This window comes from Halorubrum lipolyticum DSM 21995 (assembly GCF_000337375.1).
Taxonomy (GTDB): Archaea; Halobacteriota; Halobacteria; order Halobacteriales; family Haloferacaceae; genus Halorubrum; species Halorubrum lipolyticum.
This window is the reverse complement of the sequence record NZ_AOJG01000006.1, coordinates 57,934-72,431: the sequence shown is the minus strand read 5'-3', so window position 1 is coordinate 72,431 and position 14,498 is coordinate 57,934. Positions and strand designations below refer to the sequence as shown.

The window sequence follows — 14,498 nt, the reverse complement described above, 5'->3', positions numbered from 1 at the left end:
GCGGCACCCACCTATATAGCTATTTCGCGGACGGAGCGCCGTCTCGAACGCCGGCCGGCGTTCCGCGAGGACAACGGATTTGGGGGTCGCCCGCGCAGGTGTCGTATGCACCGCGAACGCCTCGACGACCGGCTCGCCGACCTCGAGACGGACGGCTACCTGATCGACGCCTCGCAGGACGACGCCAACCAGCTGTACCTCTCCGGGTTCACCGGCCCCGACCCCTTCCTCACGCTGTACGCCGACGGCGAGGTCCACGTCCTCGTCGGCGGGCTGGAGTACGGCCGCGCACGCAAGGAGGCGGCCGCCGACACGGTCGAGCGCCACGCCGACTACGACTACGAGTACGGCGGGCGAGAGGCCCGCAACGACATGTACGCCCGGTTCGTTCGCAACAAGGGCGTCGAGTCCGTCTCGATGCCGCCGCGCGGCCCGGTCGGCACCGCGGACGCCCTCCGCGAGCGCGGGATCGAGGTCGCCGTCGACACCGACGACCGGATCCGCGAGGTCCGTGCGGTCAAGACCGACGAGGAGGTCGACGCGATCCGCGAGGCCCAGCGCGCCAACGAGGCCGCGATGCGAGCGGCCGAGGAGCTGATCGCCGGCGCCGACGTGGCCGGAGACGGTGACGACGCGGAGACGGGCGTCCTCCTCCACGACGGCGAGCCGCTCACCAGCGAGCGGGTGACCGAGGAGATCGAGGTGACGCTGCTGCGCCGCGGCTGCGCGCTCGACCAGACGATCGTCGCCGGCGGCGCGCAGGCCGCGGACCCCCACGACCGCGGATCGGGGCCGCTCCGGGCGAACGAGGCGATCATCGTCGACATCTTCCCGCGGTCGAAGGCGACGAAGTACAACGCCGACATGACGCGGACGTTCTGCGTCGGCGAGCCGCCGGCGACGCTCCGCGAGTGGTACGACCTCACCGAGCGCGCGCTCGACGCCGCGCTCGACGCCGTCGAGCCCGGTGCGACCGGCGGGGACGTCCACGCGGCGGCCTGCGAGGTGTACGAGGACGCCGGCGAGCCGACGTTCCGGACCGACCCCGAGACGGAGACGGGGTTCATCCACTCCACCGGCCACGGGGTCGGCCTCGACGTCCACGAGTCGCCCCGGCTCGCGAGCGGCGGGGAGGAGCTGGAGCCCGGCCACGTGATCACCGTCGAGCCCGGCCTCTACGACCCCGACGTCGGCGGCGTCCGGATCGAAGACATCGTCGTCGTCACCGAGGACGGCCACGAGAACTTCACCGAGTACCCGATCGAGTTCGCGCTCTGACAGCGCACCGCACCCGGCGCCGACCGCCGCGACCGGAACCCGCTTTGACCCCGGTCGTGAACGGCGACCGTGAACTGGCGGTACAAACACACGGCGCTCGCGCTCTGCACGCTCGCGTTCACCGCGACGATGGTCGCGCGGCTGGTGATCAGCCCGCTGATCCCGCAGATCCGCGTCGAGTTCGGCGTCACGAACGCGACCGTCGGACTCGGGCTGTCGGGGATGTGGCTCGCGTACGCGCTCGCGCAGTTCCCCTCCGGCGTGCTCGGCGACCGGTACGGCGAGCGGGCCGTCATCCTGACCGCCGTCGGCGCCACCGCGGTCGCCTCCCTGCTCATCGCCGTCTCCCCGTCGATCGTCGCGTTCGTCGTCTTCACCGTCGTGCTCGGCGCCGGCGCCGGCCTCCACTACTCGGTGGCGACCACCTTCCTCGCGCGGCAGTTCGACGACATCGGCCGCGCCATCGGCGTCCACGTCGCCGGCGCCCCGGCCGCGGGGCTCGCCGCTCCGCCGCTGGCCGCGCTCGTCGGCTCGCGGCACGGCTGGCGAGCCGGGGTCGCCCTCGGCGTCGCCGCCGCGGTCCCCGTGTTCGCGCTGTTCGCGTGGCGGGTTCGCCCCACCGAGCCGCTCCGGCCCGATCAGGCGATGCGCGAGCGGTTCGCCTTCGGACCGCTCGCGGAGCTGCTCTCCCGGCCCCGGATCCTCTACACGACAGCGCTGGCGACGATGGGCGCGTTCACGTGGCAGGCGACCGCCTCGTTCCTCCCGAGCTTCCTGGAGTTCGGAACGGGGCTGTCGGGCGGGCTGTCGGCGCTGCTGTTCTCGCTGTACTTCCTCGTCCACGGCGCGACGCAGCCGGTGACGGGGTCGGTGTCGGACCGGATCGGCCGCGACGCGACCGTGATGGCGACGATGGCCGCCGGGGTCGTCGGCTACGGGCTGCTCGTCGCGGCGGCCGAGTTCGGCCTCGGACGCCCGGCCGTCGTCGCCGGCGTCGGGCTCGTCGGGCTCGCGATGTCGTGGGGGGCGCCCCTGCAGTCGCGGTTCATGGACCTCCTCTCTGACCGGGAGCGCGGCGCGGGGTTCGGGCTCGTCCGGACCGCGTACATGGTCGTCGGCGCGTCCGGGAGCGTCGTCGTCGGGGCGGTCTCGGACGCCGCCGGCTGGTCGGTCGCGTTCGGGCTGCTCGCCGGCGTGATGGGGGTCGCGTTGGTCGCGCTGGCGGCGAACCGGGCGCTGCGGCTCGGGTACTAGCGGGGCGGTCATCGATGAAAAAGCGGCGTCGATTCGAAAGGCGAACCCGACTACAGCCGGTCGTCTTCGAGGCTCCCGGGGTCTTGCGCCGTGTCGAACATGTTGTTCTCGGCGCCGTCCAGCATCTCGTCGCGGGGGTCGTCGTCGACGACGCTCACGTTGTACGCCTCGATGCCGGAGGCGATCAGGTCCTCGGCGGCCTGCTCCTCGGAGACGAACTCCTGTTCGGCGAGCTGCTGGAACTCCGCGTACACGTCGTCGGACAGGTTCAGCTCGAAGGTTGGCATACCCACCCGTTCCGGCCGGATACTTTTAAGCGTTCCCTCGCCGGCGACCGCCGCGTGCGGGACGGGAACGCGGGTGGAGAGCGCGGACACTCCGCCGCGACGGCCGCCACGTTTTTTCAGATCCGCTGCCGTATGCACCGCCGTCGTGGCCGACACGATCCAGGTCGAGCTGGCGACCGCCGCCTGCGATCGGTGCTCGGTAGCCGCGCTTTCGGAACGGACGGCCCTTCGAAGGGTCCGAGTGGACCCCGTGGACGAGCGCGTCGACTTCGTCGCGAACGAGGTCCCAGCCGATCCGCCGAGCGAACTGGAACTGCTGGAGTTCGCGGGGAAGGCGCACGGCCGGTACGACCTCAACGCGACTGCGTCCGGATCGGAAGGCGACGCTCACGGCCCCTGCGCCTGCGCCGGGTTCCCGCCGGCGTTCTCCAGTATCCCGGTGCTGCCGCGCGAGGCGCGGATCGACGACGGCGAGCTGATCGCCACCTTCGTGTTGACCGGGTACGGCGAGCTGCAGGCGATCGTCGACGCGCTCGGCCCGGCGGAGGTCCGTCGGATCCTCGTCGACCGAGACGCGGACGAGGACGGCGACGGGCGACCGGACGTGGTCCCGATCGACCGCTCCGCGGTGACGGAGCGACAGGCGACGGTGGCCGCGCTCGCGGTCGAGAAGGGGTACTTCGAACCGGACGGCGCCACCGCCGACGAGATCGCCGCCGACCTCGGTCTGGCCAAGTCGACCGTCTCGGAACACCTTCGGCTCGTGACGGCGACCGTGCTCTCTCAGCTGTTCGGCGACGAGTAGGCCGCCGTCGCCGCCCGGTCCCCCGGACCGGTATTTAAATCCCCGAATAGTTCGGGAGTAGCTAGTTGTTCGTTTCTGGTCCAACGATACGGTATGTCACGCCCCCGTGCACCGTAATAAACCGTCGACTGAACGACCGCAAGGCATCGGGAACGCACGAGCAACGGGAACGCACGAACGAACGCCGCGGCGGACGGGGAGCCGGCGCCGCGGGAGCGCGTTCGCGCGCAGCGAGCCGGCTCATCGACACGACACACGACACACAATGGACCGACGAACGATCGCCGTCCTCCTCATCGTGCTCGCCGTGCTGCTGCCGACGTGGTACGTCGGACTCCACGGCGAGCCGCCCTCTGAGGAGGTCAGGATCGACCAGAGCGTGAGCGAGATGCAACCGCTTGAGGGATTCGTGGACGCGCCGAACAAGCTCTCGCCGAGCCAGGTCGGCGTGATCGTCTGGGTCGCGCTGCTCGGGCTTCTGGGAGCCGTGGCGTTTTTCCACCGCTTCATGAACCGGGCCGCGCGCCCCGACCCGAGCGGCGGCGGCCCGGGAGAGGCGCCCGACGCGGCCGCCACCGACGGCGGCGGGGTCGACGCCCCGCCGCCGGAGGGAGCGAACCGAGCGACGTTCCCCTGGTTCGAGACGGAGGACCGGTGGGTCGTCGAGTACCACGACGCGAGCGACGCCATCGAGGGGCTCGTGGCGATGGGCGGGCTCACCGTCCTCGCCATCGTCTTCTCGGCGCTGCTCACCGCCGAGTACCTCACGCTGGCGCGGACCCAGTACTTCGGCGTGTACGCCTTCGGGCTGTTCATGTCGCTGCTGGGGTCGACCGTGTCGTACTACGCGTGGTTCATGCCCCACGTGGAAGTCGCCGAACGGAGGGACCACTGATGGGAGACGACGCATCCGACCCGCGACCGGCCCGAGACGGAGCCGAGGATCACCCCGACGACCGCGAGCCGTGCGACGCCTGCCCGGAGAACGACGACGGCCTCGTCGTCGACCCGAGCATCTATCGTCCGTTCTGGAAGGACGCCCGCGCCGAGCTCAAGCGACGCGACTACGCGAAGGTCCTCGCGACGGTCGGGGGGATTACCGCGGTCGGGAGCCTCGCCGCACCCGTCGCGGGGCTCACGCAGGTGTTCGACCGCAAGTATCAGGGACCGGTGTACGAGGACGGGATCCCGCTCGTCGACGACGCGGGCGAGCGAATCGCAGAGGACCGCATCTCGCCCGGCGAACAGCTCACCGTCTTCCCGGAGCCGCGTCCGGGGATCGAGGACGCACCGACGCTGCTCGTGCGCTTCGAGGAGTCGGCGTACGGCGAGGAGGTGCGCGACGAGTACACCGTCGGCGGGTACGCCGCGTTCTCGAAGGTGTGTACCCACGCCGGCTGCATGGTCGCCGACCGCGACGGCGACGTGCTCGTCTGCCCGTGTCACTCAGGGCGGTTCGACCCGGTGACGGGCGGACGGGTCGTCGGGGGGCCGGCGCCGCGGGCGCTGCCGCAGCTCCCGATCACGCTCTCGGGCGACGGCTACCTCGTCGCGACCGGGGACTTCCAGGGGCCGATCGGCCCCGGGGGGGAGTGATGTCCCGGATCGACGCCGCGACCGACCGGGCCGAGTCCGTCTACGACTGGCTCGACTCCCGGCTCGACCTCGACGACGGGAGCGACTTCCTCGGGAAGGCGTTCCCCGCGGAGGACTCGTTCCTCCTCGGCGAGGTCGCGCTGTTCTGCTTCGGCATCCTCGTCGCGACCGGGACGTTCCTCGCGTTCTTCTACGAGCCGAGCACGACCGCCGTGGAGTACGGCGGGAGCGTCGCGCAGTACCAGGGCGAGGAGCTGCCGGCGGCGTTCACGAGCGTCCTCTACCTCACCTACGACGTGCCGTTCGGGATGTTCCTGCGGCGCATGCATCACTGGGCTGCGCACCTGTTCGTCGCGTCGATCGCCTTGCACATGCTCCGCGTCTTCTTCACCGGGGCGTACCGCAACCCGCGCGAGCCGAACTGGCTCGTCGGGACCGCCCTCGCGGGGCTGGCGATGTTCGCGGCGTACACCGGTTACTCGCTCCCGTACGACGAGTTCGCGAGCACGGCGGTGGGCATCGGCTACAACGTCGCCGCCTCGGTCCCGATCGTCGGCGACCCGCTCGCGAGCGTCGTCTTCGGCGGTCAGTTCCCGACGAGCGCGACGATTCCGCGGCTGTTCTTCCTCCACGTCTTCCTCATCCCGGCCGCGATCGCGGGGCTCATCGCCGTCCACATGGCCATCCTCGTCCGGCAGAAACACACCGAGGCGCAGCGCGACGGGGACGTGGCCGCCGCGAACGCGAGCGGGAATCCCGCGGGAGCAGACGGGGGGATCGCGGGGGCGACCGGGGACCCCGAGGGGACCGACGGCGGCGCGCCCCAGATCGACCGCGACGACGACAGCGTCGTGATCGGGCTCCCCGCGTTCCCGAATCAGACCGCGGTGAGCGCGGTCGTGTTCTTCCTCACGATGGCCGTGCTCTCGCTGCTCGCCGGCCTGCTCCCCGTCCACAACATCGCCGAGTACGGCCCGAACGACCCGGCGTCGACGCCGTCGCTCGTCATGCCGGACTGGTTCCTCATGTGGGGGTACGGGTTCCTGAAGCTCACTCCGTCGTGGCTGAGCTTCGACGTGCTCGGCGTTCACGTCAGCTCGGAGTTCGTGGGCGGCCTGCTCCTCCCGAGCCTGGTGTTCGTCGCCGTGGCGGTGTGGCCGTTCGTCGACCGCGCCGAGGAGCCGGAGCACTTCACGCGGAACTACCTCGACAGGCCGTTCCCGACCGCGGTCGGTATCGTCGGCGTCACGCTCGTCATGGTCGCCTCCATCGCCGGCATGGACGTGATCGTCGCCGGGATATTCGGCACGTCGACGGCGGCGCTCCGACCCTACCTGATCGGGGCGCTCGTGCTCGTCCCCGCCGCGGCCGGCACGCTCACCTACGCGGTCCTCGGCGGCTTCGAGGACGGGTCGGAGGAGGAGCCGCCCTCGGCGAGCGGCGGGGAGCCGCCGATAGCGGGAGACGACGGACCGCGGTCGCCGACGGAGGGATCGGGCGATGACTGAGTCGAGCGGACTCCGGCTGGCCGAGCTGTCGCCGCGCCGGTACCGCTGGGCGGACCGGGCGACGAAACTGGTCGGCGTGGGGCTGATCGCCGCCGGACTCGACGCGGGCGGCGGCACGACCGAAGGCGTCGCGCTCGCGGCGCTCGGCGTCGCGCTCGGCCTCGCGACCGTTCTCATCGACAAACATGACTGACACGACAGACGCTTCGGACGAATCGACACGCGACGGCTCGGGCGCCGCGCGCCGCGACTTCCTGAAGGGGGTCGGGGCGGCGGCCGCCGTCGGCGCCACCGGGTTGGGCTCCGCGCAGGACCTCACCGAGATGACGACGCTGGAGGTCGTCGACGACCCGATCGGCGACTACCCGTACCGCGACTGGGAGGACCTCTACCGCGAGGAGTGGGACTGGGACGGCAAGGCCCGCTCGACGCACAGCGTCAACTGCACGGGCAGCTGCTCGTGGCAGGTGTACACCCGGAACGGGCAGGTGTGGCGCGAGGAACAGGCCGGCGACTACCCCCGCTTCGACGAGTCGCTCCCCGACCCCAATCCGCGAGGGTGTCAGAAGGGGGCGTGTTTCACCGACTACGTGAACGCCGACCAGCGCGTCACGCACCCGCTCCGCCGGACCGGCGAGCGCGGGGAGGGGAAGTGGGAGCGGATCTCCTGGGACGAGGCGCTCACGGAGATCGCCGAGGAGGTCATCGACGCCGTCGAGGACGAGGAGTACGACGCGATCAGCGGCTTCACGCCGATCCCGGCGATGAGCCCGGTGTCGTTCGCCTCGGGGAGCCGGCTTATCAATCTCCTCGGCGGGGTCAGCCACTCCTTCTACGACTGGTACTCCGACCTCCCGCCGGGCCAGCCGATCACGTGGGGGACCCAGACCGATAACGCCGAGAGCGCGGACTGGTACAACGCCGACTACATCATCGCGTGGGGCTCGAACATCAACGTCACGCGGATCCCCGACGCCAAGTACTTCCTCGAAGCGGGGTACGACGGCGCCAAGCGCGTCGGGATCTTCACCGACTACAGCCAGACGGCGATCCACTGCGACGAGTGGCTCGGTCCGGAGCCCGGCAGCGACACCGCGCTCGCGCTCGGGATGGCCCGCACCATCGTCGACGAGGGGCTGTACGACGAGGCGCATTTAAAAGAGCAGACGGACATGCCGCTGCTCGTCCGCGAGGACACCGGCAAGTTCCTCCGCGCGAGCGAGGTGTCCGGACTCGACGTCGACGCCGACCGCCCGGAGAAGGTGTTCGTCATGCAGGACGCCGACGGGGCCCTCCGGCCGGCCCCCGGATCGCTCGGCGAGCGCGACGGGCAGTACGACGACTCCGTGAGCATCGAGCTCGACTTCGACCCGGAGCTCGCCGTCGAGCGCGCGGTCGACACGACCGACGGCGCGGTCGAGACGCGCTCCGTGTGGCTGAACCTCCGCGACGAGCTGTCGGCGTACACCCCCGAGCGGGTCAACGAGATCACCGGCGTCGGCGAGCAGACGCACCAGACGATCGCCCGCGAGTTCGCCGAGGTCGACCGCGCGAAGATCATCCACGGCAAGGGGGTCAACGACTGGTACCACAACGACCTGGGCAACCGCGCGATCCAGCTGCTCGTCACGCTCACGGGGAACCTCGGCCGCCAGGGGACGGGCCTCGACCACTACGTCGGCCAGGAGAAGATCTGGACGTACAACGGGTGGCAGAAGCTCTCCTTCCCGACCGGGAGCGTCCGGGGCGTTCCGACGACGCTGTGGACGTACTACCACGCCGGGATCTTAGAGAACACCGACCCGGACACCGCGGCGAAGATCCGGGAGTCGATCAATAAGGGGTGGATGCCGCTGTACCCGAGCGAGCGCGACGACGGCGGCCGCCCGGACCCGCGGGTGATGTTCGTCTGGCGCGGGAACTACTTCAATCAAGCCAAGGGGAACATCGCCGTCGAGGAGGAGCTGTGGCCGAAGCTCGACCTCGTCGTCGACATCAACTTCCGGATGGACTCGACCGCGCTCAACAGCGACATCGTCCTGCCGACCGCGAGCCACTACGAGAAACACGACCTCTCGGAGACGGACATGCACTCGTACGTGCACCCGTTCACGCCGGCGGTCGAGCCGCTGGGCGAGTCGAAGACCGACTGGCAGATCTTCCGCGAGCTCGCCGCGAAGATCCAGGAGCTCGCCGAAGAGCGCGGCACGGAACCGGTCGACGACCGGAAGTTCGACCGGCGGATCGACCTCCGGTCGGTCCGCGACGACTACGTCCGCGACTGGCTCGACGACGAGGCCGGCGCCCTGGCGGAGGACGAGGCGGCCGCGGAGTTCATCCTCGAGAACTCCGAGGAGACGAACCCCGAGGGGACCGACGAGCGGATCACCTTCGCCGACGTCGACGAACAGCCCAGACGGCTCCTCGAGGCCGGGGACCACTGGTCGTCGGACATCGAGGAGGGCGAGGCGTACACGCCGTGGAAGGACTACGTGCAGGACAAGAACCCGTGGCCGACGTTCACGGGGCGCCAGCAGTACTACATCGACCACGACTGGTTCTTAGAGCTCGACGAGCAGCTCCCGACCCACAAGGAGGCGCCGGTGTTACAGGAGAAGTCGGAGTACCCGCTGGGGTACAACACGCCGCACAGCCGCTGGTCGATCCACTCGACGTGGCGCGACAGCACCAAGATGCTCCGGCTGCAGCGCGGCGAGCCGACCGTCTATCTCAACCCCGAGGACGCGGAGGTGCGAGACATCGAGGACGGCGACACCGTTCGGGTGTACAACGACCTCGACTCCGTCGAGGTGCAGGCCAAGATCTACCCGAGCGGGGAGCCCGGAACGGTCCGGCACTTCTTCAGCTGGGAGCGGTTCCAGTACCCCGACCGCAACAACTTCAACTCGCTCGTGCCGATGTACATGAAGCCGACGCAGCTCGTCCAGTACCCCGAGGACACGGGCGAGCACCTGCACTTCTTCCCGAACTACTGGGGCCCGACCGGCGTGAACAGCGACGTTCGGATCGAGGTCGAGAAAGTCGAAGAGGGGGCGGCCTCGGGCGACGACGCGAGATCGGTGGGCGACGGGCTTAGTCTCGAACGGGGCGACGGGACCGGACCGGGCGACCCGGCGGCCGGAGACGCGGAGACCGACTCCCGCGGCGCGTTGGGTCGCGTCTCTGACCTGCTCGGAGGTGACGACTGATGAGTACAGACGACACGGTCAGCCGGACCGACGAAACCGCCCGCCAGACCGAGGACGGCGACGTTCCGCTCGCGGAGGGCGTCGATCACCAGATCGCGATGGTGATGGACCTCAACAAGTGTATCGGCTGCCAGACCTGCACGATCGCGTGTAAGACCAACTGGACCGAGTCCGGCGGGCGCGAGTACATGTACTGGAACAACGTCGAGACGAAGCCCGGCGCCGGCTACCCCCGCGACTGGGAGGAGCTCGGCGGCGGCTGGGACGAGGACGGCCAATCGCGGACGCCCGGCGAGCTCCCGGAGAAGGAGGAGTACGGTCGCGCGTGGGAGTTCAATCACGAGGCGATCATGTACGAGGGGAGCGACGAGCCGCTCCGCCCAATGGAGAACGCCGACTGGGGACCGAACTGGGACGAGGACGAGGGGGCCGGCGAGTACCCGAACTCGTACTACTTCTACCTCCCCCGGATCTGCAACCACTGCACCCACCCTTCCTGCGTGGAGGCGTGCCCACGCTCCGCGATCTACAAGCGCGAGGAGGACGGGATCGTCCTCGTCGATCAGGACCGCTGCCGCGGCTACCGGTACTGCGTCGAGGGGTGTCCCTACAAGAAGGTGTTCTACAACGCGCAGACGAAGACCAGCGAGAAGTGCATCTTCTGTTACCCCCGGATCGAGGGGGAGGGGCCCGAGGGCGAGGTGCGACCCCCCTCCTGCGCCGAGGACTGTCCGCCGCAGCTCCGGCACGTCGGCTTCCTCGACGACGAGGAGGGCCCGATCCACAAGCTCGTGAACGAGTACGAGGTCGCTCTGCGGCTCCACCCCGAGTACCGGACCGAGCCGAACGTCTACTACATCCCGCCGTACGCGCCGCCGCAGACCTCGGAGAGCGGCGAGACGGTGGACGCGAACCGCATCCCGCGCAACTACCTGGAGGAGCTGTTCGGCCCGGCGGTCGAGTCGGCGCTCAACACGATCACCCGCGAGCGGGAGAAGGCCGAGCGCGGCGAGGAGAGCGAGCTCATGGAGATCCTCTCGACCGTAAACAACGACGACCAGTACCGGCTGGAGGTGTTCGACGATGACGGCTGACGCCGGCCGGGGCGACGCTGACCGGTCCGACGCGGAGGCCGGCGGCGGACTCGGGTCCCGGGAGCTCGCCGCGGCGGCCGCGATCGCGCTCGCCGTCGTGCTCGCGACCGCGGCGTTCCCGATGCTCGTCGACGCCCGCGCGGCCTACGAGATCCCGGTCGAGCGGCAGGCGGGCGCCGGCGACCTCGCGGAGCCGACCGGGGACGCGTGGGAGTCGGTCGAGACCGTGAGCGTCCCGCTGAGCAGCTCCGGCGCGGCGGTTCCGGGCGGCTCCGACGCCACCGTCGACTCAGCCGGCGTCGCGGCCGCGCGGACCGACGAGCGGCTCTACCTCCGGCTGTCGTGGGACGACGGGACCGCGAACACGTCGACCGACTCGCTGCGCGCGTTCGCCGACGCCGCCGCGGTCCAGCTTCCGGTCTCGACCGAGAAACAGCCGCCGATCGCGATGGGGTCAGCCGACGACCGGGTGAACGTCTGGTACTGGAACGGGGCCGACGGGACGGAGTCGCTGCTCGCCGGGGGCGCCGGCAGCACGACGCGGCTCCCTGAGTCGGCGGTGGAGGCGACTGCGACCCACACCGGCGACCGGTGGGCCGTAGTGTTCTCCCGGTCGCTCGCGTCCGACCGCGCGAACGTGACCGACGTCGACGACGGCGAGGACGTGAACGCCGCGTTCGCGGTCTGGGAGGGCTCGAACGACGAGCGCTCCGGTCAGAAGGCGGCCAGCGAGTGGTACTACCTCTCGCTCGGTCCGGACGACGGCGGGGCACCCTACGAGACGGTTCTGTGGGCGATAGCCGGTGCCGCCGTCGTGTTCACCACGCTCGTCACCGTCGAGGGCGTCCGTCGAACGAGGGGTGAGTGACCGTGTCGGAATCGACGCCCGAGCGAGACGAGACGCAGTCCGGAGGGGACGGAGCGCGGCCCGGCGACGACCCGCGCCCCGACGCGGGCCTCCCGAGCGACGCGATCGACGAGGCGACCGCCGCCCGCGGGAACGTCTACGCGCTCGCGGCGGCGGCGTTCGCCGAGCCGAGTCGGGGCGTCTACGACGAGTTCGCGGACGGCTCGCTCGACGAGGCGGTGGCGACGCACGTCGGGGAGAGCGGCCTCGACGTCGACCCGCCGGACCTGACCGTCGATGACGACCGGGAGACGCTCGCCGCCCGGTACAACGACTTGTTCGTCGTCGGCTACTCCGAGGTGATCGACGGGACCGACGGGACGGTCGAGAACCAGGGGCCGCCGGCCTCCCTGTACGAGTCGACGTACCGGTCGGAGGTGTCGTGGAACGACGTGAACCTCGACCTCGCCCGGGCGTACGAGCACTTCGGATGCGAGATCGGCGGCGAGGAGCGCCGCCACCACGACCACGTCCGGCTGGAGCTCGAGTTCGCGGGGTACCTCTGTCGGCTGGCCGCCGCCGACTCCGCCCCGGACAGCGGCGTTGACCCCGGCGATCCGGCGAACCTCGACCGCGCGCGGCTCGACTTCCACGACCGCCACTTCTCCGTCCTGGCGTCGGGGCTTCGAGCGGCTCTGGACGAAGAACCCGGAACGAGCGTCTACGGGCGCCTCGCACGCTTCCTCGACGCGTTCGTCGCCGCGGATGTCGACGACCTCGCGGACCGGCTCGACGCCGGCGTCGGAGGTGCGTCGTCGTGACGCCCGTGAGTTCGCAGACACGAAACGCGAGCGCGCGAGCGAGTTCGCCGCGCTCCCCCGGTCGCTTCGGCGGCCGAGTGGGGTCGATCGGGCTGCTCGCCGCCGTCGCCGTAGGCGTCGCAACTGCGGTCCGCGTGCTGTACAACGCGCCGGTCGAGCCGGCCGGAGTCCCGTCCGGAGCGGTCCCCGCCGTGAGTACCGTCGCGGGGGTCGCGGCCGGGGTCGCGCTCGCTTCGGTCGCGCTCTCGACGGACCGCCCCGTCGTTCGCGTGGGCCTCCTGTTCGCCGGCGTGTTCGGCGTGCTCGCGACGGTCTCCGACGGGGCGACCGTCGCCGCGGCGGTCGCGGTCCCGACCGGCGCCGCGATCGCGTTCGCCCGGGCGCTGGGCACGCCGGCGGCCTACGTCGATCTCCGGCGCAGCGTCGTCGCGCTGGCGTTCGCGGCGGCCGCCGGGCTCTCGCTCGCCGCGACCGCGGGCATCGTCGGATCTCCCTTCCGGGCGGCCGGATCCGTCGCCTTCCTCGCGGGGGTGACCCTCCTCGCCGTCCGGGCCGAGGGCGACCCGGTCGCGCTCGTCGCCGGCGCGGCCGCGTTCGTGGGCGTCGTCGGCGCCAGCGCCGCCGCGCCGTACGTCACCGGGGGCGCGCTGCTCGTCGGGTTCGCCGTCGTCGGGAGCCCGCACGTCCTCGTCGCGACCGCGGCGTTCGGCGGGGTCGCGGCCGCCGTCGCCGGCGTCCGCAAGCGCGACGCGTGGCTCGCGGTCGGCGCGGTCCTGCTGCTGCTCTCGGGGGTCCCGGCGACCCCGGGGGCCGCGACCGCGGTGTGTCTCGGCGCCGCGCTCGCGACGCTCGACGCCGACGGGCTCTTCGGCGCGCCGGACGAGCCAGACGAGCCGGACGCGAGGGATTCACCGGGCGCTAGCGGGGTGAGCGCCCGATGAGAGACCCGGACGAGGCGACCGACGGACCCACTGACCCCCGAGTCCACCCGGAGGAGAGCCCGGGGTTCGGCGAGGAGCCGGACGGGCTCGAGGACATCGAGGTGAGCCGCGACGTGACGATCGGCGACGCGAGCCCGCGAGAGCTACAGGCGACCGACACGGCGCCGCTCCGCGGGACCGACGTTGCCGAGAAGATCGCGGACCTCGTCGACGGCGACCCCGTCGCGCGCCGGCGGGCCGCGCTGGCGCTCGGCGAGGGGCGACCGACCGAGGCCGCTCTCGACGCGCTGACCGAACGCGGTCTCACTGACGGCGACGCCGACGTGCGCCAGTTCGCGGTCGAGGCGCTCGGCCAGCTCGGCGGCGAGCGGGCGGGCGAGGCCGCGGTCGCGGCGTGCGACGACTCCGACCCGTGGGTCCGCGCCGAGGCGGTCGTCGCGCTCGACCGGATCGACCGGAGCGAGCACGCGGCGACGATCGAGGCGGCGCTCGACGACGACCACCACGCGGTCGTCAGGAACGCGGCCGTCTCGCTGTTCAAGCTGCGCGGCGAGGCGCTGTGTCCCGTCCTGCTGGAACTGTCGCACGCGGACAGCGAGCGGCTCCGGGAGTGGGCGGTCCACCTGCTCGCCGGCGTCGACGACGACCGCGCCGCGTCCCGCCTCGAGGCGGTCGCGAGCGACGAGACGCAGCCGAAGGTCGTGCGGAGCACCGCCGTCCGCGCGCTCGACGCCGACGCGGGGAAGTTCCGGCGGCAGTTCAGTGGCGGGACCGAAAACGACAGCGCCGACCTACCCGGCGAGAGCGCGCTCAACCGCCGGCCGGACCTGTGAGCCGCTCGCGTCCGGAACCGACAGC

The 14,498-nt window shown here is 71.2% G+C and carries 14 protein-coding genes; 13 read left to right on the top strand and 1 reads right to left on the bottom strand.

From position 1 onward, the window contains the following. Positions 1 to 105: 105 nt before the first annotated feature. Complete coding sequence (locus tag C469_RS02065) at positions 106 to 1,278, top strand: M24 family metallopeptidase (RefSeq protein ID WP_008003409.1); 1,173 nt, start codon at positions 106 to 108, stop codon at positions 1,276 to 1,278. A 69-nt stretch (positions 1,279 to 1,347) separates the two neighbouring features. Further along, entirely contained in the window at positions 1,348 to 2,532 is a 1,185-nt protein-coding gene (locus tag C469_RS02060) for an MFS transporter (RefSeq protein ID WP_008003408.1), read from the top strand. Positions 2,533 to 2,582: 50 nt separating this feature from the next. Here C469_RS02060 and C469_RS02055 read toward each other — a convergent pair whose 3' ends face one another. Then, positions 2,583 to 2,819: a hypothetical protein gene (locus C469_RS02055; protein ID WP_008003406.1), complete on the bottom strand. Its 237-nt coding sequence runs from the start codon at positions 2,817 to 2,819 to the stop codon at positions 2,583 to 2,585. A gap of 145 nt (positions 2,820 to 2,964) precedes the next feature. On the opposite strand from C469_RS02055, the gene C469_RS02050 reads away from it, so the two are divergent. From C469_RS02050 to C469_RS02000, 11 genes are all read left to right on the top strand, one after another. Next, positions 2,965 to 3,624 carry a helix-turn-helix domain-containing protein gene (locus tag C469_RS02050; RefSeq protein WP_008003403.1) on the top strand — a complete coding sequence of 220 codons (660 nt, stop codon included), beginning with the start codon at positions 2,965 to 2,967 and terminating at the stop codon, positions 3,622 to 3,624. Between the two features lie 265 nt (positions 3,625 to 3,889). Beyond that, positions 3,890 to 4,519 (top strand): hypothetical protein, encoded by a 630-nt coding sequence (locus C469_RS02045; RefSeq protein WP_008003401.1) that lies wholly within the window; start codon positions 3,890 to 3,892, stop codon positions 4,517 to 4,519. Beyond that, entirely contained in the window at positions 4,519 to 5,220 is a 702-nt protein-coding gene (locus C469_RS02040; protein ID WP_008003400.1) for a QcrA and Rieske domain-containing protein, read from the top strand. The genes C469_RS02045 and C469_RS02040 overlap by 1 nt, the downstream gene beginning before the upstream one ends. Continuing rightward, a complete protein-coding gene (locus C469_RS02035; protein WP_008003399.1) occupies positions 5,220 to 6,728 on the top strand; it encodes a cytochrome b in 1,509 nt (502 codons plus the stop codon). Before C469_RS02040 ends, C469_RS02035 begins: the two co-directional genes overlap by 1 nt. Next, entirely contained in the window at positions 6,721 to 6,921 is a 201-nt protein-coding gene (locus tag C469_RS02030) for a hypothetical protein (RefSeq protein WP_008003398.1), read from the top strand. The genes C469_RS02035 and C469_RS02030 overlap by 8 nt, the downstream gene beginning before the upstream one ends. After that, positions 6,914 to 9,937 (top strand): nitrate reductase subunit alpha, encoded by a 3,024-nt coding sequence (locus C469_RS02025; RefSeq protein WP_008003395.1) that lies wholly within the window; start codon positions 6,914 to 6,916, stop codon positions 9,935 to 9,937. The genes C469_RS02030 and C469_RS02025 overlap by 8 nt, the downstream gene beginning before the upstream one ends. After that, the gene (gene narH / locus C469_RS02020) at positions 9,937 to 11,031 is read left to right on the top strand and encodes a nitrate reductase subunit beta (RefSeq protein ID WP_008003387.1); all 1,095 of its coding nucleotides are present in this window, start codon (positions 9,937 to 9,939) and stop codon (positions 11,029 to 11,031) included. Before C469_RS02025 ends, narH begins: the two co-directional genes overlap by 1 nt. Then, positions 11,021 to 11,899, top strand: coding sequence for an ethylbenzene dehydrogenase-related protein (locus C469_RS02015; RefSeq protein WP_008003385.1), 879 nt, complete (start codon positions 11,021 to 11,023; stop codon positions 11,897 to 11,899). Before narH ends, C469_RS02015 begins: the two co-directional genes overlap by 11 nt. Then, positions 11,896 to 12,699 (top strand): molecular chaperone TorD family protein, encoded by an 804-nt coding sequence (locus C469_RS02010; protein ID WP_008003384.1) that lies wholly within the window; start codon positions 11,896 to 11,898, stop codon positions 12,697 to 12,699. The genes C469_RS02015 and C469_RS02010 overlap by 4 nt, the downstream gene beginning before the upstream one ends. A gap of 5 nt (positions 12,700 to 12,704) precedes the next feature. Next, positions 12,705 to 13,640 carry a phosphate ABC transporter permease gene (locus C469_RS02005; protein WP_082230086.1) on the top strand — a complete coding sequence of 312 codons (936 nt, stop codon included), beginning with the start codon at positions 12,705 to 12,707 and terminating at the stop codon, positions 13,638 to 13,640. Next, positions 13,637 to 14,473, top strand: a complete 837-nt coding sequence (locus C469_RS02000) for a HEAT repeat domain-containing protein (protein ID WP_008003380.1) — start codon at positions 13,637 to 13,639, stop codon at positions 14,471 to 14,473. Before C469_RS02005 ends, C469_RS02000 begins: the two co-directional genes overlap by 4 nt. Positions 14,474 to 14,498: the final 25 nt, after the last annotated feature.